Below are 19,834 nucleotides of genomic sequence, written 5' to 3'. Positions count from 1 at the left end.
ACCGGCGGTGCTGGTTCCACCGACGGCGGTCCACAAAGTATTCCACTCGTCATCGTTAGGCAGGTGCCAACCTTCGGGGCAGACGCCACGTACGGTACCGCTAGGGCTACAGGTCTTGCCATAGCCACAGCCCTTACCTGCGGTACTGAATACGGCCGCGGAGTCCATGGCGGCAGACCACAGGTACAGACGACCATACTTATCACAGTTAGCAGTGTTGTCTTCGTAGCAGTAGCTCTTGGCGGTTCCTTCGTTGTAATCGTAGTTCAAGTTCTCGGCCATCCAGGTCTGGGTGCCGATGGTCACTGTCTTGTAGGTTTGACCGTCGCGAGAGTCGGTCATAGACCCCTCGACTTCGCTCGGGGTGACACTGGAGGATGAGCTCGTTGGCTGTGCCTGCGAGCTCGACGAGGAGGCTTCGCCCCCCTCGTCAGAGTCCCGAAGACAACGAACGGAAAACCCGAAGCCCTCATTGCTGTTGTCACGGAGCACGCTGCCGTAGTTGTAGTTGAAGAACCAACCGTACGCGTAGTAACTATCGTACTCAGTAGAACTCCAGAAGTTTGCGTCGTAGCCCTCGTCGTAGAAACTGCCACTGTTGTAGCGGCGGCCCGCCGGCAAAACAGCGAAGCCAAAGGAATCGGAGCCGTCGCCACCACCAGACCAACCGCTAGTAGATTTCAGCTTTAAAACGGCGGTGCTGGTTCCACCGACGGCGGTCCACAAAGTATTCCACTCGTCATCGTTAGGCAGGTGCCAACCTTCGGGGCAGACGCCACGTACGGTACCACTGGGGCTACAGGTCTTGCCATAGCCACAGCCCTTACCTGCGGTACTGAATACGGCCGCGGAGTCCATGGCGGCAGACCACAGGTACAGACGACCGTACTTTGCGCAGTTATCAGGATTATTGTCATAACAAAAACTAGATGAATCCTCTTCAGCAGTATGCTTAACGTAAGCGTAGTTCAGATTCTCCGCCATCCAGGTCTGGGTGCCGATGGTCACCGTCTTGTAGGTTTGACCGTCGCGGGAGTCGGTCATAGACCCCTCGACTACGCTCGGGGTGACACTGCCATTTACCAAATACCCATACATTTCCTCATAGTCATCTTCAAGGCCGGAGGTACAGGCGGTGAGTGCCAGGAGAACAAATGCGAAGGCGAGCATTCCAAGATTCTTCGACTTCGCACTTCGTGCTGCGCTCAGAATGACACGAGAGGATTCGCTCGGAATGGAGAGAAGAGAGTAGGGTCGTTTATTTAATTTCATTTTTTTACCCTCCCCTAAAATGCGAAACTCAGGCCTAGGCCGATTGCACCGACAATAGCGGTAATGATGCCTGCCGTATTCAAGGTGTTTCCGCTATGGATATCATCCTTGTTCTTCTTGTACTCATCGACATTGGCTGGCTTTTTGTCATGGGCAGAGGTAGCCTTATTGTAGCCCACAATAGTAAGTACGGCACCTGTTACAGTCACTGCAGCGGATAAACCTACAGGCACCCAATGAATTCCTTGTTTATTTGCGGGCTCGGACTGGACACCCGTAGAAACAGATTCTCCAACCTGAGGATTCTTATTTCCGTCCAGTTCATTGTATGCCGCATCAGCCTTGCGACGAATTTCCTCTGCCGCAGCGATGCTGTCCTTGCGAGCATCTTCCGCCATGGCAACTGCCCCAGGCTTATTTTTCAGCTTGTGGGTAAACTCCACTGTCTCGTGCCAAAGCAATTTTACATCAACATCTTCAAGATGACTCCCCTCGCCCACAGTCACCTTGGAACACAAAGGAACCTCTCCCAGGAAAGGAGTGCTGCCCACTTCCTCCCCATCCACATATACGGGGACCGCCTGGGGATCACCGTTCCATTCCGCATCTAGCTTAAGGCCACCGATACCACGGGTCATGGGTTTATCAAAATGTGCTGAGCCCATTTTTTCAATGCCCACCTTAAATTCCATGGGGTCATAGCAGGGGTGAGTCAAGCGGACTTCGTGGATTCCGGGATCCAGTTCAAGCTTCCTCTGCTTCACAGATTTTCCATCCACCCACATGGAAACATCGCCCAGTCGTCCCACACCGGCAAATTTAGGTCCCAACACTAAAGTACCGAAGTTCGGAGTCAACTCCATATTCACAGTCTTGTTCGATGCTGAAATCGTAGCCCGAGTTTCCCCATCGTCATAACGTTCCTTTACCAGCACAAACAGGTGTTCGCCTTCCTCCACCTGAACTCGGCAGGGGGTCTGCATGCACTTGGGAACAGGGCGGCCGTCTATGCTCAATGCGGCTCCCGCCGGATTGGTAACAACTTCCACAATAAAGGACTTCTTTCCTTTCACGGAAAATTCACCGCCGCCGCCAATATCACTAAAACCGGTGGCACCACCCCAACTGGAACCAGATCCCTTAACCTTCTTGAAAAATTCAGGGGATTCCTGCTTAATAATGTTCAGCAAGTCCTTTACAGTTTCACCGTCACCATTGAAACCTGCCACCAGCTTGTTGCCAGCAGTCTCGTAAATTTCCACGCTCAAGGTAAGGGAACCACCGAACATGCCAACACGAGCCTGAGCCACATAATCTGCAGCTATGTTACGACCAGTTTCTGCAAGGCAACTACCTTCGCACTCCTCAATAGACTTACCCGGAGGAAGCATGGCGTTAATGTTCTCGCGAGTCATGATAGTGAAATTCTGCTCTGCAGGCAGCACCTTAACCGCCTCGCTACGAAGCACATCCGTCAAGTAAGTTCTGTCAGACAAAGTGACAACATCTTTTGCCGCAGGATCAGCCAAAGTTTCAAGCACGGCAACAAACTTTGCAAGTGACACCACCGGCAAAAGAACAACGGTCAGCAGAAATAAAATAAATCTCATAATACTGGGTCTCTAAACGTATTTTATAAAGTTAACATTTTTAAAGAAATTTTTACAATACACAAAAAAAAACACCTGATTTTTCCAGGTGCTTTGAAGGTCATCTGCGAGACCCTTCGACTACGCTCAGGGTGACACGTCTACTTACCCATCTTCTAATTTCTTTCCGAGGGTTAATTAAAGACAAGTCTACTTCAACAAGCCGCGTTCCAGAATTTCCTTGGCGTGGTAGGTAATGATGATGTCGGCGCCGGCACGCTTGAATGCAATCATATTTTCGCGGATGATGGAATCTTCGTCGATCCAGCCCATCTTTGCAGCGGCCTTCACCATGGAGTATTCTCCACTGACGTTGTAGACGGCTACGGGGACGTTGCTGATTTCGGCAGCACCGCGAAGCACATCCAAAAAAGCAAGGCCCGGCTTTACCATAACGATATCGGCACCTTCTTCCAAATCCAGTTCCACTTCGTGCATAGCTTCACGGATGTTGCGGACATCCATCTGGTAAGTTTTGCGGTTGCCGAAATGGGGTGCGGAATCGGCGGCATCGCGGAAGGGGCCGTAATAGGCGCTGGCGAACTTAGCGCTGTAACCCATAATGGGAGCGTTGGTAAAACCAGCTTCGTCCAAAGCTTCACGGATGGCGGTAATGTGACCGTCCATCATATCACTGGGGGCCACCATATCTGCGCCGGCAGCAATCTGAGAAACAGCTGTCTTTGCCAGAAGTTCCAAGGTGGGATCGTTATCCACGTCGCAATCCTTGATGATTCCGCAGTGGCCGTGGCTCATGTATTCGCAAAGGCAGACGTCGCAAATCACGTAGATTTCCGGGAATCTGGCCTTGATTGCACGGGTGGCGCGCTGAACGATACCATCATCATCATAAGCCTGGGAGCCCATTTCGTCCTTATGGTCGGGAATACCAAACAGCAACACGGACTTCAAGCCCAAAGGTCCAAAGGTTTCAATTTCCTTCAGCAGTTCATCGATGCTGAAGCGGAACTGGTTGGGCATGCTGGGAATTTCTTCTTTGACGCCCTCCCCTTCTACCACGAACATGGGGTAAACGAGGCAATCGGGGCTAACGGAAGTTTCCGCAATCATGTTGCGGATGGTAGTATTCTGACGAAGACGACGAGGACGGATAATCATAGGTTAAAGTTTTAAGGTTAAAGATTAAAGGTATGAGGTTTAATAATCGCGCCGAGGGCGCCTTGTTTTAGCACAAAACTCATTACTCATAGCTCACAGCTTTCTTTTTCAATTTGTTCTAGGTCTTTTTTCCAGTCTGCCTGAATTTTCTGTTTCAACTTTTTTGCCAGGCTGGGAGCGCGGCCCTGGGTGGAAACGGTTACGGTGATGTTTTTACCAAAGTCCATTCGGGCGGGAACAATGAAATCACCATCCAGGTAATCGCAGGCATTATTCACCAGAATGCGGCGGGCTCGCGCATCGTTACTGACTTGTGCATTTACTGCCGGCTGATCCGTACAGATGAATACCATAGAAACAGAACGAAGATCCAGAACATCGTAAGGACGCTCTTCCAGAGTTACAGTCGTAAGAGAATTCTGTGGCACATCTAGAGTCTTGAACTCAGGATCAATCATGGGGGCCACCACTGTGATGCGAGCTCCTGTAGGAAGCAAGGTCTTTACCTTACGAAGGGCTATGCGGCCACCGCCCACCACCAGCACATTTTTACCTTCCAGATTCATTTCAATAGCGAAAAGGTGCGAGGGACGGCTGGATTCTTCGACTCCGCGCTCCGCGCTCCGCTCAGAATGACGCGGGGAGGAATGCTCCGGATTGTTGACCTTGCCAACTTCCTTCACCACCATATCCGCAAAGCCATCCCATTCTCCCAAGGGTGGCAAAAGCGTCATGGGAATCTGTGGGAAGTCCTTCTGGGCTGCGGCAACAATGGCGGGAATATCACCCTTGGAATGCTGACCGTTCAAAAGCAAGTAAGGCAACAAGGTTACGGATTCCACATCCTCGCGTAAGATAGCACGCAAATCATTATCCAAATCCACAAGGCTAGTACTTGCTATACGAGCGTCAGGCATATCCTTACGAAGGCGGTCAAGAACAGTTTCAAAACCGCGGTAAGCTCCCGGACGGATGCAGTTATGGGCGATAATCAGAACGACTTTCATACGGCGTAGTATTCCGTGATTTTCTTGACCAGGGAATCCATGGAAGTCTCTTCGCTTTCCACAACTTCGAAGTCGTACTTCTTGGCGGTGGCAGAGGTCAGGCGACCAATGGAGAAGGCCAAATGAGGGCGCTGCGCGCTGAGGTTTGAGGCCGCACCTTCGGTGCTTTGAGGTAATTTCAAAGCGTTCATGAAATTTTCCACGGCACTGGAGCTGGCGAATACGACGGCATCAGCACCGGCAACGGCTTCACGCTTCCAGTCGGGCAAGGTGGCCACAGGAAGGGTTTCGTAAACCACCCAACGGGTTGCCTTCGGCAAAAGCTTCAAGATGGTATCGTCGGCAAGATTTCCCTGGAGAAGGAGGATGCGAGATTCTTCGACTTCGCACTGCGTGCTTCTACCCAAAGGGCATAACTCAACTTGAGAACTAAAGTTCTTAGTTTCGTATAGCTCAGAATGACACGCACACTGTGTTTCTGAAAGACACTTGGAGGCGAGCAATTTGCCCAGACCTTCGCCGGTGTGATCTTCGGGAACGTAATCACAGCGAATACCCCGTTCCAACAATTTCTTTTCGGTAATCTTCCCAACACTGGCGATTTTCTTTCCGGCGAGAGAACGAATATCCAGACCCGCCCTGAACAACAATTCAAAGAAGGAATCTACGCCGTTGGTACTGGTGAATGCGAGGACGTCAAAGTTTGAAAGGTCTGCGAAATCAGCAGCAGTCCCATCCAAAGAACCTACGCGAGGTTCAACACCACGAGTCTCGATCATGGGCGTCTCAATAACTTCGGCTCCGAGAGCCGTCAGGCGGGAAGCGATTCCCCCAGCCTGTTTTGCAGCACGGGTCACCACCAGACGCTTACCTGAAAGAGGCAAATTCTTACGCCAGGCAAGAGTATTCCCCAACTCGACAACACCACCCATAATGGTAATGGCAGGAGCGGTTACGTTTTCACGAAGGATAGTCTCCCCTGCGGTTTCCAAGGTACACATAACGGTACGCTGGTAGGGGGTTGTTCCCTTTTCGATAAAAGCCAGAGGAGTCTTGGGATCCTTACCGCATTCAATCAGACGGCGAGAAATCATTTCCATATTGGAAATGCCCATCAAGAAAATCAGAGTGCCAGGGCACTTGGCAAGAGCGGGAAAATCGAGACCAGAAATGCTAGATTCTTCGACTCCGCCCTTCGTGCTTCTACCCAAAGGGCATAACTCAACTTGAGAACTAAAGTTCTTAGTTTCGTATAGCTCAGAATGACACGTCTGCATTTCCTGCTTTTCATGGCCGGTAACAATGTGGAAGCTGGTAGCAATTCCACGATGGCTTACAGGAATGCCTGCGTAGGCGGGCACAGAAATGGCACTTGTGATACCGGGAACCACTTCGAATTCCACACCGGCATCAATCAGTTCCAAAGCCTCTTCGCCACCACGACCGAACACAAAGGGATCACCACCTTTCAGGCGGGCGATTACGGCACCAGGCTTTTCCTGGGCAAACTTCACCAACAGTTTATTGATTTCGGATTGCTTAACCTTGTGATGTGTAGGCATCTTGCCTACATCCACCATTTCGGCACTTGCATTACAAAAAGACAAAATTGCCGGAGAAACCAAACGGTCGTACACAACAACATCGGCACGTTCCAAAATGGACTTGCCCTTCAAGGTAAACAGACCCGGATCACCGGGGCCTGCGCCAATCAAATAAACTTTACCAAAATTCTTCATTCCGTATTATAATTTAGAATTTATGGTAGGACGTAAAATCTTTTATTATTCAGCCAGCTGCTTTTTAATGAGTTCCGCAAGGGCAACGCCCAAAGCCTTGGATTCTTCGAGCGTATTGGATTCATTCATGTGGATTTCACGGGACGTTTCAGCACGAAGCAAACGAGAGGAAGATTCGTCCCAATAGATACCGCGAATTTTCAAAGTACGTACATCACCAATTGCGTCTTTTTCAAATTCTGCAAAACTTGCCACAGGGAATTGGCATCCTGCATCCAGAGCCTTCAAGAAAGCCATTTCGGCAACGGCAATACAGAAGGTGGGAACGTGGTTTACGCGGGAGAGGATCGTTTCGACACACAGCTCTTCGGGTTGGCGCAGGGTTTCAATGGCGAGGATGCCCTGGCCGCTGGCAGGGAGCATCTGTTCGGTGCTAAAATATTCAGTCACCTGATCCGCCAACCCCATTCGGTTCAAGCCGGCGGCAGCAAGGACAACACCGTCCAATTCGGCCAGCTTAGAAATGCGGGTCTGGATGTTTCCGCGAATGGGAACGTATTCCAAATCCGGGCGCAAGGCCTTCAGCTGAACGACTCGTCGAATGCTACCCGTTCCAACCTTGGCTCCCGCAGGCAGGTCCATAAAGCGGATGCCAGCGACACCCCCGCGGGCCAAAAAAGCGTCACGGGGATCTTCGCGTTTTAACACGGCAGCCAACTTAAACTGGGGAAGCACTTCGGCAGGCATATCCTTCAGGCTATGAATCGCAATGTCAGCGCGCCCTTCCAGAAGAGCCACTTCAAGTTCCTTGATAAAAACGCCCTTGCCTCCAAAACTTGCCAGGGACTTGTCCAGACGACGGTCCCCTTCAGTAGTCATAGAAACCAGTTCGTATGAGAGGCCCGCGCAGTCCCCACCATCGGCGCAATTCCCACCGACCTTTTCGTCAGCGAAAAAACTGCGGTTAGCCGCAACGATTTCATCGGCAGCCTGGGTGGTCTGGGCAAGCGCCAAGGCGCTCTTACGGGTCGCGATTCTTAGCTTCATTACATAACCTTCTGCTAGATCCTTCGCTACGCTCAGGATGACACGTTGCAAAGGCATTCCAAATACTTCTGAACGTCTTCAGGAGAATTTTTGTCCTTTACCTTATAGAGGTACTCGCTGGCGATTTTCTTGGCGAACCGTTCAAACATCATCTGAATTTTTTCAGATTCCGCAGTTTCCAAATTCGGCAAGGAGCGGAGCAATTTCTCAGATTCCTCGGAAGCCATCCGCATCATCTTTTCGGCCTGGACATTAATAAGCTTGGCCACATCATCCATGCGGTACCACTGCAAAAATTCCTCGATACCTTCCTGAAGGATTTTCTGGGCGGCCTCCAGTTCGATAACGCGGAGGCGGCGGTTTTCATCCACAACTTTCTGCAGTTCATCGACGCAGACATAGGTAACGTCCGGAAGTTCGCCAATAGAGGCTTCACCATTACGGGGGCTTCCCAAGTCGATGACCAAGTGGGACTTTTCCTTTAAGGCGGCAGCGTACTCATCCCTGGTAATAATCGGGTCATGGCAAGCGCTACATAGAATGACCACATCGCACGTTCCAACCACATCGTAGCGGTTTTCAAACGGAACAGGAGTCAACACGTCGGCAAACTTTTCGGCATTAGAAAAAGTGCGGCTGCTGGCAAAAATGTGAGTCGTATATTCCTGAACATACTTCAACATCAGGGAACCCATTTCGCCAAGGCCGATAATGTAGACCGAACGGTTTTCAAGATCGTCAAAAGTCTTAAGGACCTGCTTCATGGCCAAAAAGGGAATGTTGCAGCTAAGCTTGCTCAAATTGGTTTCGGTCTTGATGCGCTTGGTGGTGTGAATGGCACTCTGAAAAAGCTTATTCAGGCTGTTGCCTGTAGCCCCAAGCTGGTGAGCCGTTTCGTAAGCACGATTAATCTGGTTAAGAATCTGGTCCTCCCCCACGGCCACGGAATCCAGGCCCGCACACACGTTCATCACATGATGGGCCACATCGTCACCACACTTCACATAGAAGAACTGTCCGAAGTCTTCAAACTTCTGTCCAACCAATCCGCAAATGTAGCGGACCAGTTCGCCTTCTTCAAGTTCCCTGTCGCTGGCCACGTAAAATTCAGTGCGGTTACAGGTGGCAAGAATCAAAAGTTCATCAAAAGATTTGCGCTGGAGAGCTTCGGTCTTTATATCCATGGGGATATAGAACTTCTCGCGGACAGCAATATCCGCGACCTTATGACTCATTCCTGCCATGTAGATTTTTCGCATGGCCCAAATGTAGAAAAAACGTTCTGATCTTTAATGTTCTTCAATCCATTCGTACCGTTCTTTCATCCACTTCACCATGGCTTCAACCGCTTCATCGTAAGAATCATACGGTTCCTTCAAAGCCCAGTTTTCGGTATTGCGGATAATGGGCCAACGCTTGTATTCATTGGCAATAGCCTTCTCGATTCCCTTACGGTACAGGGGCACGCTATCGATCAAGTCATAAAAAAGTTCCTTGTGATCTTCCCAGAATTTTTGCGCTTCCAACCGAACGTAATAGTCATTGAAAATTAGACGGTTCCAGCGTTGAGAACGAATGTACCAACCATCGGCAGATTTATTCTGATCATAGGAAGCATTGCCGAAAGCCAGGTCAAAATCCCACAGGGGGCCAAAATGAATCAAGCCTCCCTTCGACCAAGTCATATAAACGCTGCGGGCAAAAGAGCCATCTTCATTCTTTGAATATTCCTGCACCCAATAGTAGCGCAGATAATCTTCCATATCAATCCATTTGCTCATGGTATCAGAATAACCATTGTGACCGCCATGAATAAAAATCTCAAATTCATTCAGGTGTTCCGTCAGCAGCGCTTCTGACTTTTCCGTCATATTCTTGGGCGACTTCACATGGAATGTGTATCCCAAATTCGTGGTCACATAAGGCGGATCCAATTTTTTACTGTCTTCCTTTTCAAACAAAAAGGTAGAATCGTTCTCTTCGATGTTCACCCGGTTCTTGCCCACCTTTACGGTTTCAGAAAAAAGGTAGAGGCCCATATATTTGCGATTTAGATAAAGCTCTACAAATTGCATCTTGGGAGTATATCTCGCCCCAAGCCATTCCGATATTCTGGACATCATAAAATTCCGCAAATGAGTCTTGTCCCCATAATTGGCGATCAGGGCCCAGTCCCTATTCTTGGGCATGCCGAACATTTTTACCTTGTCTTCAAATTCCAGTTTCAACCCGTACTTGGGCATCTTGGCGCTTGAATTTCCGCGGCCACGAACAGTCAGCTTATAGACACCGCTAACCGGAGCCGAGTCGCCATAAATCTGGAGCCGCGACGGGAATTCCGTTTCAACATCCCGGATCTGAGAAAAATTTTCGGTCTCGATAACCACACGGGGAATACCCGCATAAGGGTACTGCGAATCATCAATGGGCAAGTAATCCATTTCGTCATCCGTTCCATCATAAACACAACCGCCAAACAACAAGGCGATCAAAAGGAACATCAAACTTTTTACGAAAGACAACCGCATACGACATTTCAAAAATACAACATAAATCATCATTTGTTTAAATCTTTGATATATTTGGAGCATGATGCGAGGGACTTCCATTTTAATGTTGTTGGGCGCGGCCGCCATGGCCTACGCAACCGAAGTCCTGCACCCTATTTTACCCCCAAGCACCTGGGCCTCTGTAGAAGGAGCCGTCGATCTAGACGAAGACATCTACAGTGCCGACATGAATGTCTCTGCCGAGTTCGCCCTTCCTATGACCGGTGGCAAGGCCAGCCTTTATGTTGACGGAGCCTTCCGCTTCTTGAGCTTCAGCTACGAATATTCGACCAAGGGGTACGTCCACAATTACTGCAACCTTCACGTAAACGGTTTTAACGAAACCTACGTAGGCGCCAAGTTCATGCCCTTCGTCAACGAAGAAGCCGACATTCTGAAAGGTGCCGGCCTGAACGTCGGCTGGCGATTCCCTCCAGGAGAAGGTTCCCAGCGGAACCGATTCCACCGTCTGAACATAGAGCCCTTCTACGCGTTCAAGTTTACGCAAAGATTGATTTTGGGGACCGCATTCAGGTACAACAGATTTTTTGAAAAGAACGACTTCGCCCCAGGTGACGAAGTCGGCTTCAAGGCATCTCTGGCATGGAAATTCTGGTGGAACGAAAGCACACAGAGTGGCTGGATTTTTGACCAGGTGTTCCTATACCAGAACCGAATCCACGAATCCGAAAACCTGCACATGGACAAGCCCTACCGCAAAATGAAGGACGACTTCCATGGTTACAAGATGCGATTCGACCTTTCCAGAAGGTTCAGCGCCCTCCCCATTAGCCTAGGTCTCAATTACGAAATTCACGAAGGCACCCTCTTCGGTTTCGAGACGGGTCATCGCATCGGCATCTTCCTGAAAGCAGGAATCTAGAAGTACTTATAGCTGGTCTTCTTAAGTTCGCGTACAGAATGCAGTACCGCAAACTGAGGATTGCCAAGAGCCGCCACAGCCTCATTCACAAAACGCAGGAGTTCTTCGTTTGTAGAAGCATGGAACATGGCATAAACATTATAGGGGAACCCCTCAAACGGAGGGCGTTCATAGCAATGGGATACATGAGGATTCGCCGCGAGAACCGCACCGGCAGCAGACCCATCAGCCACATCAAAACAAACCATGGCATTGCACGGGAAGCCGGCATCCTGATGGCGAAGTACGGCCCCGAATCGGCGCATACGCCTGGACGTCAGGTCAGAACAAGCATCCTGTAAAAGATCCGCCAGAGACTTCGTCCCGCTAATGACATCCGCGAAAAGTTCGTTAAACGGAGTCAGGGAATGAGGCAAATCTCCACTCAGCAACCGGATGCGGGTTCGGTCAGAAACAGACAACGCCGAAACGTTCAAGGCATTCGCCGAACTTACCGAGTTCATCGCGCTAGCCGAAGGTTCGCCCTGCTTTGCCGAAGTCCTGGAACGCCGAGACATGACCGTGTTGATCTTGAACATCTTGCGGGCCGGCATGGAATGAACATCGTGCAGAGCGGTCTCCCCGCAAAGTTTATCGATTACAGCCTGCAAAGCCAATTCACTTTCGGCAATGACCGTAAACCACACATTATACTGGTGAGACCTGACGTAATTGTGGGTAATGGCAGGAATTTCCATAACCGCAGCAGCAAACTGTTCCAGGGCAGAATCGTCAGTGGCACCAGTCGCCACGCTAGGAACCTTGCCGGCACACAGGCGGCTTACCAGACCAAGTCGTTTTGTATCGTACACACCGCCAAGTCGACGGATAACGCCAGATGAACGAAGGGATTCAACCACATCAAATACAAGCTGTTCCGTAGTATGCAAATGTTGAGCATCATCCGCATGCAGCAACACGGCTTCGCGATTCAGCATATCGGCCAAGACAGCATAAGGACGTTCCACAATGGGGAATCCGTCCTGGATGATGTCAAGGATTTGCTGTTCTAATTCAGTCATAATATAGTGGTTAGTAAGCAGTGGTTAGTAAACAGGTTTATAATCCTAATCACTAACCACTAATCACTGTTGACTAGATAACCACTTCTTCGTCGTTCAGGTAGCAGGCCGGGTCCATTTCCCAGAAGTCACCTGTAACAGCTTCGGCGCGGGTACGGAAGTTACCGTTGCAAAGGTTCAGGAAGGCGCACTTGGGGCAGCGACCCTTAAGCAGCGGCTTACGGTTCTTGAGGCCCGCCATAATGGGATTGGATTCGTCGGTCCAGATATCGCCGAACTTGCGTTCGCGAACATTGCCCAGGGTTATGTACTGGGTAAACTGGTCGGGATGAACGTTACCGATACTGTCGATGTTACCGAAAGCCATACCGCTACGGTTACCGCCATTGCTCTGGATCAGTTCCAGAATCTTCTTGGCGCGTTCCGGATCTTCGCGCTTCATGCGCTGGTACAGATACACGGCGTCGGCGTGATTGTCGACAGTCAGAATTTCCTTATTGAGACCACGCTTCTTAAAATCAAGAACGCGGTCGATAATCAAGTCCATGACTTCACGGCTTTCTTCGTGGCTCAGGTCATGGTCAACAATGCCGCTGCCACGGCCGCTATAGACCAGGTGGTAGAAGCAGGCGCGATCGATGTTTTCGGCTTCGATCAAATCGAAGATGGAATTCAGGTCGCGGAAATTGTCCTTGGTAATGGTAAAGCGGAGGCCCACCTTCTGACCGGTAGCCACACAGTTACGAATGCCGCGGATGGCAAGCTTATAGGCGCCCTCTTTACCGCGGAACTTGTCATGGGTAGACTCGTTACCATCAAGGCTAATACCAACATAGCCCACCCCCATGGCCTTCAGCTTTTCGGCCACTTCGGGAGTGATGCATGTACCGTTGGTAGAAATTGTAGGGCGAATGCCCTTGCTGGCCGCATAGTTGGCCAGTTCAAAAAAGTCGGGGCGAAGCAGAGGTTCGCCACCGCTGAACAAGATCACAGGAACCTTGAATTCAGCCAGCTGATCGATAAGTGCCAGACCTTCTTCGTGGGTCAGTTCGTTCTGATACTTGATGGCTTCAGAACGGGCATAGCAGTGTACGCACTTCAGGTTGCAGGTCTTGGTGCAGTTCCAAACCACCACCGGGCCGCGGCCTTCAGAAACTCCATTCTTGGCTTCGTGAGCCTTGGGAGTATAGCGCAACTGGTCCCCATAATTTGGGGCATCCATCAAAAGCTTGGTAATACTGATCATCGTGAATTCTCGGTTCCTAAGGTCAAATTACATCTTCACAGAATCCTGGGAGACGAACTTCTTGATCTTCTTGTCGCCAATCCAGAGCTTCTTGTGAGACTGGAGGTCGGTGAGTTCCATATCAACCTGGTAGAAGATAACGGACTTGCCACCTTCCTGGTCGACGATGGTGTTGATGGTGCCGGTGAGCATCCAGTCGGCGCCCTGTTCCATGCCCAGTTCCTTGGCGGTTTCTTCGGTAGCGTTGCCGCGCTGGTCCATAACTTCCTGGCGGAGTTCTGCGCGTTCGTCGGAGTTGGCAACGAAGTCAACAGCACCGGAGTTCAGCAGGGCACGTTCCATGTCCTTGGTAAAGGTTTCGACACTGATATGTTCGTGGCTCTTGTTCTTGACCTTGCCGATTACGACAGTGGGAGTACGATCCATAGACTTGATGAGACGGTCGATCTTTGCGCTAGAAAGGCAGCTAGAGATCATTTCGTCAGCCACCAGGCGGGAATCGGTGTCGTTCCACTTGCCAGACAGGTCAGTAGTGGAATTTTCGTCGATACGGGTAACGGACTTGCCACCACCGCTGCTGCAAGCAACAAAGCAAAGGCTGCAACCAACGGCGAGAAGAGCGAACAGTTTACGCATAATTATCTCCTTTTAGATTTTATGACCCATATATAGAAAAAATACCCCCATCCGAGGACAGGGGCACTTTCAAGATTTTTTGAGATTCAGAAGAATTACTTATCAGCGAACTTCTTGGAAGCTTCAGCAACCTTCGGGTCCTTCTGAGCGTCCTTGATCTTCTGCTTGATACCATCTTCGATCTGCTTCTTCAGCTTTGCAGCGAGAGCCGGGAAACGATCTTCAAGAGAGTCGCTGAATACCTTGGGAGCCTTAGGAGCGGCCGGCTTGCCACCGAACTTACCACCCTTCTTGTTGAACGGGCGCTTGCCACCCTTACGGGGAGCCTTCTTCTTATCGGCAGCCTTAACTTCTTCCTTAGCTTCTACCTTAACTTCTGCAGCTTCTGCAGCTTCAACCTTAACTTCTTCGACTTTTTCTTCTGCCATGATATACCTCTTGAAAATATTGTTAATTGTCGGGCCAAATGTAGTAATTTTTTGATTTTTAGCAAAGATTGTAAAGCAAAAAATCCCTCTTTAGGCGTAGCGATTCTCCAACCAGTGGGCCAAAACCGTAATATCGGCCGGTCGGACCCCCGGAATTCGGCTAGCCTGGCCCAATGTGAGGGGCTTCTGGGCGTTCAGGCGCTGACGACTTTCGATACTGATGGCCGAAATCTGCATGAAATCCAGGTCCGGAGACAGCTTTACAGATTCCATCTTCTTCTGGTCGTCGATTTCTCGGGCCTGACGGTCGAAGAAACCGGCATAAATCTCTTCGGCATACATATACCACTGGTCGCGGCGGGAAATGTTCAAATCGGGAGTAGCCACCTTGAAGAACACTTCAGGGTCGATGCCGGGGCGGCGCAAAACGTTAATCCAGCGGGTACGTTCCGTTGCCAGGGCCTGACCACCTTCGGCCAGAATGCTGTTTGCCTCTTCGGGGAGGGCGCTGGTAGTTGCAAGACGTTCCTTTACGGTAGCCATCAGTTCCTGACGGCGGACCCAGTCGGCAAAGTCGGATTCCGACAGCATGCCGATCTTGCGGGCCTTTTCCTTGAGGCGGGCTTCGGCGTTATCGCTGCGGAGGAACAGACGGTATTCGGCACGGCTGGTAAACATACGGTAGGGTTCGTCCAGCAGAACGTTCACCAGGTCATCCACCATGACGCCCAGGTAGCTTTCGGAGCGGCCCAGAATCAGAGGTTCTTCGCCTTTAACTTTAAGGGCAGCATTAATACCAGCCATCAAACCCTGGCCAGCAGCCTCTTCGTAACCGCTGGTGCCACAAACCTGGCCGGCAAAATAGAGGCCGGGCACCTTCTTGCATTCAAAGGTGGGGTAAAGCTGGGTCGCATCTACGGAATCATACTCAACCGCATAACCGATCTGCAGCACCTTGGCGCGGGTCAAACCGGGAATGGTATGAATGGCCTGGAGCTGAATATCCGCCGGCAGACTGGAGCTGAAACCGTTGATATACACTCGACCAATATCGGCCTGTTCCGGTTCCAGGAACAGCTGGTGGCCATCACGGTCGCCAAAGCGGTTGATCTTGTCTTCGATACTGGGGCAATAGCGGGGGCCCTTGCCGTGGATACGTCCACTGAACATGGGGCTATCCTTAAAGCCGCTACGCAGAATATCGTGAGTCTTTATGTTGGTGCGGGTAATCCAGCAGACGCAATCGTTGCGGACAAAGCTGTTCTTGGGGTCGCCCCAGAAGTAGTTCGCATCGCGGCCGGGAACGGCATTGTCCAAGTGGCGGTCGCTCATGGGCCACGGGGAATCGTCACCACGCTGCACTTCGCATTCGTTAAAGTCGATGGAATCCGGATCCAGGCGGCTAGGCGTACCCGTCTTAAGGCGACGGAGCTGCACCCCTTCGCGGGCCAGGCATTCCGAAAGCTTGTCGGAACTAGGCTCCCCGACTCGCCCACCGATGCTGGTATCCAGACCGGTAAACATCTTAGAAGCCAGGAAGGTTCCGCTCGTCACCACGATAGACTTGGTAATGTAACGCTTGCCGTCCAGCAAGGTCAATTCCAGGCGGCCATCAGCCATACGTTCAAAGGCAGCCAGATCCCCTTCGATTACATCCAGCCCCGGGAGGTTCGTAATCACTTCCTTCGCCACTTCGCTATAATACTTCATGTCGCACTGGGCGCGGGGTCCCCAAACGGCAGGCCCCTTGCTCATGTTCAACATGCGGAACTGAATACCGGCCTTATCGGTCAGCAAGCCCATCAGGCCACCCAAGGCATCGATATCGCGAACGATCTGGCCCTTGGCCACACCGCCCACAGCCGGGTTGCAACTCATGCGACCGATGGCATCAATTTCCATAGTCAGCATGGCCGTCTTTACGCCAAGTTTCCAGGCAGCATGCGTGGCCTCGATACCGGCATGACCGCCACCAATCACAACAACGTCGTATTCAGCAATAATCATAGGTTAGGATAAAGCGGATAGCAGAAAGGATAAGGGTTAAAGCGAGATTAAAACGGAAAGGATAAAGGTTAAAGAATCGAGCTCATTAGAATCAGCCAAATCCTTTAACCTTTAATCTTTAACCTTTAAACTCTAAACTACTTAGCTGCGGGAGCAGGAGCGGCAGGTGCTTCAGCCGGAGCTTCGGCAGCCTTGGGAGCTTCGACAGTCCAGACAACCGGAGTGCCCTTCAGCAAGGCAGCGATTTCGGTCTTCAAAGTTTCCTTTTCGCTTTCGAAGGAACCGTACAGCTTGTAGGTACCATCCGGGTTCACCAGGTAGACCTTGGGAACGTAGCCATCGCTATAGAGTTCGCCGAATTCGCGGGTTTCATCCCACACAACGTTAATGGTTTCGTCCCACTTGGCGTTGTCCATGAACTTACGGATGCCAACCTTGTTGTTTCCGCCGCTAGCAACAGCCAGGGTGGTCAGGCCGGTAGAAGCAAATTCCTTGGCGATGTCGAGAATCTGGGGAGCAGCGTGCTGGCAGTGGCCGCAAGTTGCAGAGAAGTAGAACACCAGGGCAGACTTGCCGGCGATGTCAGAAAGGTCGGTAGACTTACCGGTAACACCAGTTACAGGAACCTTGTAGTTCATGAGCTTGGGCATGCCGTTAGCGAGAGTATCGCCACGGAGTTCAGCCACGGCAGCCTTCACCTTTTCCTGTTCTTCCTGCTGCTTCTTCATGGCAGCCTGACGGAGTTCCTGAGCCTTCTGCTGGTAGCGCTGGCCCACTGCAGCCAGAGAATCCTGGGGCAGCTGGAGGGTAAGGGTCGTGTCCTTCACCTTGGCGGCAGCTTCCTTGATACCGAGAATGAAGTAGTCTTCATCAAGAGAAGTATCGAACTGGCCACCAATAGCGTTCAGCTGGTTACCGAACTGCATACCGATCAGGTAAGAGAACTTGGCATTGTCGCTGGACTGTGCGTTAATGGTAACGTTAGCACCGGTAGAAACCTGGGCTGCAACAACAGGCAGGGCGTTGGTTGCAGAATCCATCCAGGCACGCATCTTCTGCTGGTCGCCTTCGAAAGAAGCGAAGGTTGCGCTATCCGGGCGGGTTGCCTGGGCTCGGTTACGGGCGATAGCAGTGTAACGGCCACCCACAGCCTGCAGGGAATCATCGGTCATCTGCGGCTTGAAGCTGGTATCCTTAGAAGCCTTCACCATGTCGCGTACGCCCTGGACCACAGCGTCCATGTACAGTTCTTCGCCCATCTGGCGAGGAATGAAGGTCGCGTTCTGACCACCAAACTGAGCACCAAGCATATAGGCGAACTTCTGGTCGTCGGTAGAATTGGCATCGATGGCAACAACCTTCTTGGCAGCCTGTTCATTACAGGCAACCAGAGCGAGGGCTGCGGCACCCAGAGCAAACTTTTTCATGTTCATTTTGTAATCTCCTAATTATTCAGCAAAATAAGCCTTGGCCTTGGCGACAACATCTTCGACCTTGACCATGGTGAATTCCTTTTCGTTGCGGAACTTCCATTCCACTTCGCCGTTAGCAAGACCCTTCTTGCCGATAGCGATACGGACCGGGGAACCCCACAGGTCGGCATCCTTGAACTTGACGCCCGGACGTTCGTCACGGTCATCCACGAGAACGTCGATACCATTAGCTTCCAGTTCAGCTTCGAACTTTTCTGCAAGTTCCACCAGTTCCGGTTCCTTGCCGATGGGAACGATTTCCACTTGGAAGGGAGCGATGGACTTGGGCCAGATGGGGCCGAAGTCATCGTGGCTATTTTCAACAACAGAAGCCATCAAGCGGCCAATGCCGATACCGTAGCAGCCCATGATTGCGGGAGCGGTGGTCTTTTCGGCAGTAAGGTACTTGGCGCCCATAGATTCAGAGAACTTGGTACCCAGCTTGAAGATGTTACCCAGTTCGATACCGCGGGTTTCAGAAAGGTCTTCACCGCAGTTGGGGCACTTGCAGCCGCCCTGAGCTTCGGCGATGTCGGCCACTTCGAATGCCGGGAAGTCGCGCTTCGGGGTGCAGTGCAGCAAGTGGTAGTTTTCTTCGTTTGCGCCCATAACGAGATCGCAAGCGTCAGCCAGAGCTTCGTCAACGATGATGCGGGTGTCGTGTGCGCCGATGGGGCTAGCAAAGCCCGGCACCATGCCGCAAGACTTGATGAGAGCGTCGTCTGCGGGGTAAAGTTCCTTGGCCTTCAGCAGGTTGTGGAGCTTGATTTCGGAAACGTCCAGGTTACCCGGAACCATGACGGTAATGAGCTTGCCTTCGAAGTCGAAGAACACACACTTGGCGGTGGACTTGGGATCGATCTTCAGGAATGCGCTCAGTTCTTCAATAGACGGGCAGTGGGGAGTTTCAACCTTTTCGGGCATGGCGTTAGCGTCGCCCTTGTAGGTTTCGCGGGTAAACTTTGCAATTTCACGGTTAGCCTGGTAGCCGCACTTCTTACAGAGGATCAGGTAGTCTTCGCCGTTGGGAGTGTCCAGCATGAATTCGTGGGCAACCTTACCGCCCATAATGCCGGTATCGCTCTGCACCACCACCGGTTCAATGCCCACGCGACGGTAAATGCGGAGGTAGGCGTCATATTCTTCCTGGTAGTGCTTGTCCAGGTCTTCCTGAGAAGAGTGGAAGCTGTAGGCATCCTTCATGAGGAATTCGCGAACGCGGATCAGACCGCCGCGGGCACGGGCTTCGTCGCGGTACTTGGTCTTGAACTGGTACAGCATGAAAGGCAGCTGCTTATAGCTGTTCAGCACGTAGCGAGCCATATCGGTCATGGCTTCTTCGTGGGTCATGGCCAGCACCATGTTGTGGTTGTTACGATCCTTAAAGCGGAGAAGTTCTTCGCCAATGGCCTGGTAACGGCCAGATTCGCTCCACAGGTCTGCGGTCTGAACCACAGGCAGATCCACTTCGATACCGCCAATCTTGTTCATTTCTTCGCGAACAATGTTGGTGATCTTCTGGATCACGCGGAAACCCATGGGCATCATGGAATAGATACCGGTGGAAACGGGCTTGATGTAGCCGCCGCGCATCAGGAAGATGTGGCTGGGCATGGTAGCGTCGCTGGGCGTTTCGCGGAGCGTGACGTAGAAGTACTTAGAGAGTTTCATAACGATCCTTTAAATCCGTATGGACTATAAGACAAATTTTTCGGGCGA

The 19,834-nt window shown here is 51.3% G+C and carries 16 protein-coding genes; 1 reads left to right on the top strand and 15 read right to left on the bottom strand.

Annotation, left to right across the window (positions count from 1 at the left end; translation table 11 throughout):
• From MMG03_RS02010 to MMG03_RS01975, 8 genes are all read right to left on the bottom strand, one after another.
• Window positions 1-1,272: FISUMP domain-containing protein (locus tag MMG03_RS02010; protein ID WP_275976867.1), on the bottom strand; the 1,272-nt coding region annotated here is incomplete at its 3' end.
• A 14-nt stretch (window positions 1,273-1,286) separates the two neighbouring features.
• On the bottom strand, window positions 1,287-2,882 hold the full coding sequence (locus tag MMG03_RS02005; RefSeq protein ID WP_249505514.1) for a PEGA domain-containing protein: 1,596 nt from the start codon (window positions 2,880-2,882) through the stop codon (window positions 1,287-1,289).
• Window positions 2,883-3,071: 189 nt separating this feature from the next.
• A complete protein-coding gene (hemB, locus tag MMG03_RS02000; RefSeq protein ID WP_249505513.1) occupies window positions 3,072-4,040 on the bottom strand; it encodes a porphobilinogen synthase in 969 nt (322 codons plus the stop codon).
• 86 nt (window positions 4,041-4,126) lie between these two features.
• On the bottom strand, window positions 4,127-5,047 hold the full coding sequence (locus tag MMG03_RS01995; RefSeq protein WP_249505512.1) for an NAD(P)-dependent oxidoreductase: 921 nt from the start codon (window positions 5,045-5,047) through the stop codon (window positions 4,127-4,129).
• Complete coding sequence (gene cobA / locus MMG03_RS01990; RefSeq protein ID WP_249505511.1) at window positions 5,044-6,786, bottom strand: uroporphyrinogen-III C-methyltransferase; 1,743 nt, start codon at window positions 6,784-6,786, stop codon at window positions 5,044-5,046. The genes MMG03_RS01995 and cobA overlap by 4 nt, the downstream gene beginning before the upstream one ends.
• Before the next feature lie 45 nt (window positions 6,787-6,831).
• Window positions 6,832-7,833, bottom strand: a complete 1,002-nt coding sequence (gene hemC, locus MMG03_RS01985; RefSeq protein WP_249505510.1) for a hydroxymethylbilane synthase — start codon at window positions 7,831-7,833, stop codon at window positions 6,832-6,834.
• A gap of 32 nt (window positions 7,834-7,865) precedes the next feature.
• The gene (gene hemA, locus MMG03_RS01980) at window positions 7,866-9,092 is read right to left on the bottom strand and encodes a glutamyl-tRNA reductase (protein ID WP_249505509.1); all 1,227 of its coding nucleotides are present in this window, start codon (window positions 9,090-9,092) and stop codon (window positions 7,866-7,868) included.
• A gap of 30 nt (window positions 9,093-9,122) precedes the next feature.
• Complete coding sequence (locus MMG03_RS01975; protein ID WP_158236636.1) at window positions 9,123-10,361, bottom strand: CotH kinase family protein; 1,239 nt, start codon at window positions 10,359-10,361, stop codon at window positions 9,123-9,125.
• A 61-nt stretch (window positions 10,362-10,422) separates the two neighbouring features.
• Here MMG03_RS01975 and MMG03_RS01970 point away from each other — a divergent pair, with 61 nt between their 5' ends.
• Window positions 10,423-11,265 (top strand): hypothetical protein, encoded by an 843-nt coding sequence (locus MMG03_RS01970; RefSeq protein WP_158535416.1) that lies wholly within the window; start codon window positions 10,423-10,425, stop codon window positions 11,263-11,265.
• On the opposite strand, the gene MMG03_RS01965 is transcribed toward MMG03_RS01970, so the two are convergent.
• From MMG03_RS01965 to MMG03_RS01935, 7 genes are all read right to left on the bottom strand, one after another.
• Entirely contained in the window at window positions 11,262-12,326 is a 1,065-nt protein-coding gene (locus tag MMG03_RS01965; RefSeq protein WP_249505508.1) for an Lrp/AsnC family transcriptional regulator, read from the bottom strand. The genes MMG03_RS01970 and MMG03_RS01965 overlap by 4 nt on opposite strands.
• Before the next feature lie 73 nt (window positions 12,327-12,399).
• Window positions 12,400-13,572 carry a putative heme d1 biosynthesis radical SAM protein NirJ1 gene (nirJ1, locus tag MMG03_RS01960; RefSeq protein ID WP_249505507.1) on the bottom strand — a complete coding sequence of 391 codons (1,173 nt, stop codon included), beginning with the start codon at window positions 13,570-13,572 and terminating at the stop codon, window positions 12,400-12,402.
• 27 nt (window positions 13,573-13,599) lie between these two features.
• A complete protein-coding gene (locus MMG03_RS01955) occupies window positions 13,600-14,208 on the bottom strand; it encodes a penicillin-binding protein activator LpoB (RefSeq protein WP_073159405.1) in 609 nt (202 codons plus the stop codon).
• A 95-nt stretch (window positions 14,209-14,303) separates the two neighbouring features.
• Window positions 14,304-14,636 (bottom strand): hypothetical protein, encoded by a 333-nt coding sequence (locus MMG03_RS01950; protein ID WP_073159407.1) that lies wholly within the window; start codon window positions 14,634-14,636, stop codon window positions 14,304-14,306.
• A gap of 90 nt (window positions 14,637-14,726) precedes the next feature.
• Window positions 14,727-16,643: a tRNA uridine-5-carboxymethylaminomethyl(34) synthesis enzyme MnmG gene (gene mnmG / locus MMG03_RS01945; RefSeq protein ID WP_249505506.1), complete on the bottom strand. Its 1,917-nt coding sequence runs from the start codon at window positions 16,641-16,643 to the stop codon at window positions 14,727-14,729.
• A 137-nt stretch (window positions 16,644-16,780) separates the two neighbouring features.
• Complete coding sequence (locus tag MMG03_RS01940) at window positions 16,781-18,076, bottom strand: FKBP-type peptidyl-prolyl cis-trans isomerase N-terminal domain-containing protein (protein WP_249505505.1); 1,296 nt, start codon at window positions 18,074-18,076, stop codon at window positions 16,781-16,783.
• A gap of 15 nt (window positions 18,077-18,091) precedes the next feature.
• On the bottom strand, window positions 18,092-19,786 hold the full coding sequence (locus tag MMG03_RS01935; RefSeq protein WP_249505504.1) for a proline--tRNA ligase: 1,695 nt from the start codon (window positions 19,784-19,786) through the stop codon (window positions 18,092-18,094).
• Window positions 19,787-19,834 lie beyond the last annotated feature (48 nt).

The organism is Fibrobacter sp. HC4 (assembly GCF_023373925.1).
GTDB lineage: Bacteria > Fibrobacterota > Fibrobacteria > Fibrobacterales > Fibrobacteraceae > Fibrobacter.
Note: the sequence above shows the minus strand (reverse complement) of the source record. Positions and strands in the feature narration are given on the sequence as shown.

Coding starts and splice junctions, on each gene's coding strand:
- MMG03_RS02005 (WP_249505514.1), bottom strand. CDS start 2,882: ATGAGATTTATTTTATTTCTGCTGACCGTTGTTCTTTTGCCGGTGGTG.
- MMG03_RS01950 (WP_073159407.1), bottom strand. CDS start 14,636: ATGGCAGAAGAAAAAGTCGAAGAAGTTAAGGTTGAAGCTGCAGAAGCT.
- MMG03_RS01975 (WP_158236636.1), bottom strand. CDS start 10,361: ATGCGGTTGTCTTTCGTAAAAAGTTTGATGTTCCTTTTGATCGCCTTG.
- mnmG (WP_249505506.1), bottom strand. CDS start 16,643: ATGATTATTGCTGAATACGACGTTGTTGTGATTGGTGGCGGTCATGCC.
- nirJ1 (WP_249505507.1), bottom strand. CDS start 13,572: ATGATCAGTATTACCAAGCTTTTGATGGATGCCCCAAATTATGGGGAC.
- MMG03_RS01970 (WP_158535416.1), top strand. CDS start 10,423: ATGATGCGAGGGACTTCCATTTTAATGTTGTTGGGCGCGGCCGCCATG.
- MMG03_RS01995 (WP_249505512.1), bottom strand. CDS start 5,047: ATGAAAGTCGTTCTGATTATCGCCCATAACTGCATCCGTCCGGGAGCT.
- hemB (WP_249505513.1), bottom strand. CDS start 4,040: ATGATTATCCGTCCTCGTCGTCTTCGTCAGAATACTACCATCCGCAAC.
- cobA (WP_249505511.1), bottom strand. CDS start 6,786: ATGAAGAATTTTGGTAAAGTTTATTTGATTGGCGCAGGCCCCGGTGAT.
- MMG03_RS01940 (WP_249505505.1), bottom strand. CDS start 18,076: ATGAACATGAAAAAGTTTGCTCTGGGTGCCGCAGCCCTCGCTCTGGTT.
- hemA (WP_249505509.1), bottom strand. CDS start 9,092: ATGCGAAAAATCTACATGGCAGGAATGAGTCATAAGGTCGCGGATATT.
- hemC (WP_249505510.1), bottom strand. CDS start 7,833: ATGAAGCTAAGAATCGCGACCCGTAAGAGCGCCTTGGCGCTTGCCCAG.
- MMG03_RS01965 (WP_249505508.1), bottom strand. CDS start 12,326: ATGACTGAATTAGAACAGCAAATCCTTGACATCATCCAGGACGGATTC.
- MMG03_RS01955 (WP_073159405.1), bottom strand. CDS start 14,208: ATGCGTAAACTGTTCGCTCTTCTCGCCGTTGGTTGCAGCCTTTGCTTT.
- MMG03_RS01935 (WP_249505504.1), bottom strand. CDS start 19,786: ATGAAACTCTCTAAGTACTTCTACGTCACGCTCCGCGAAACGCCCAGC.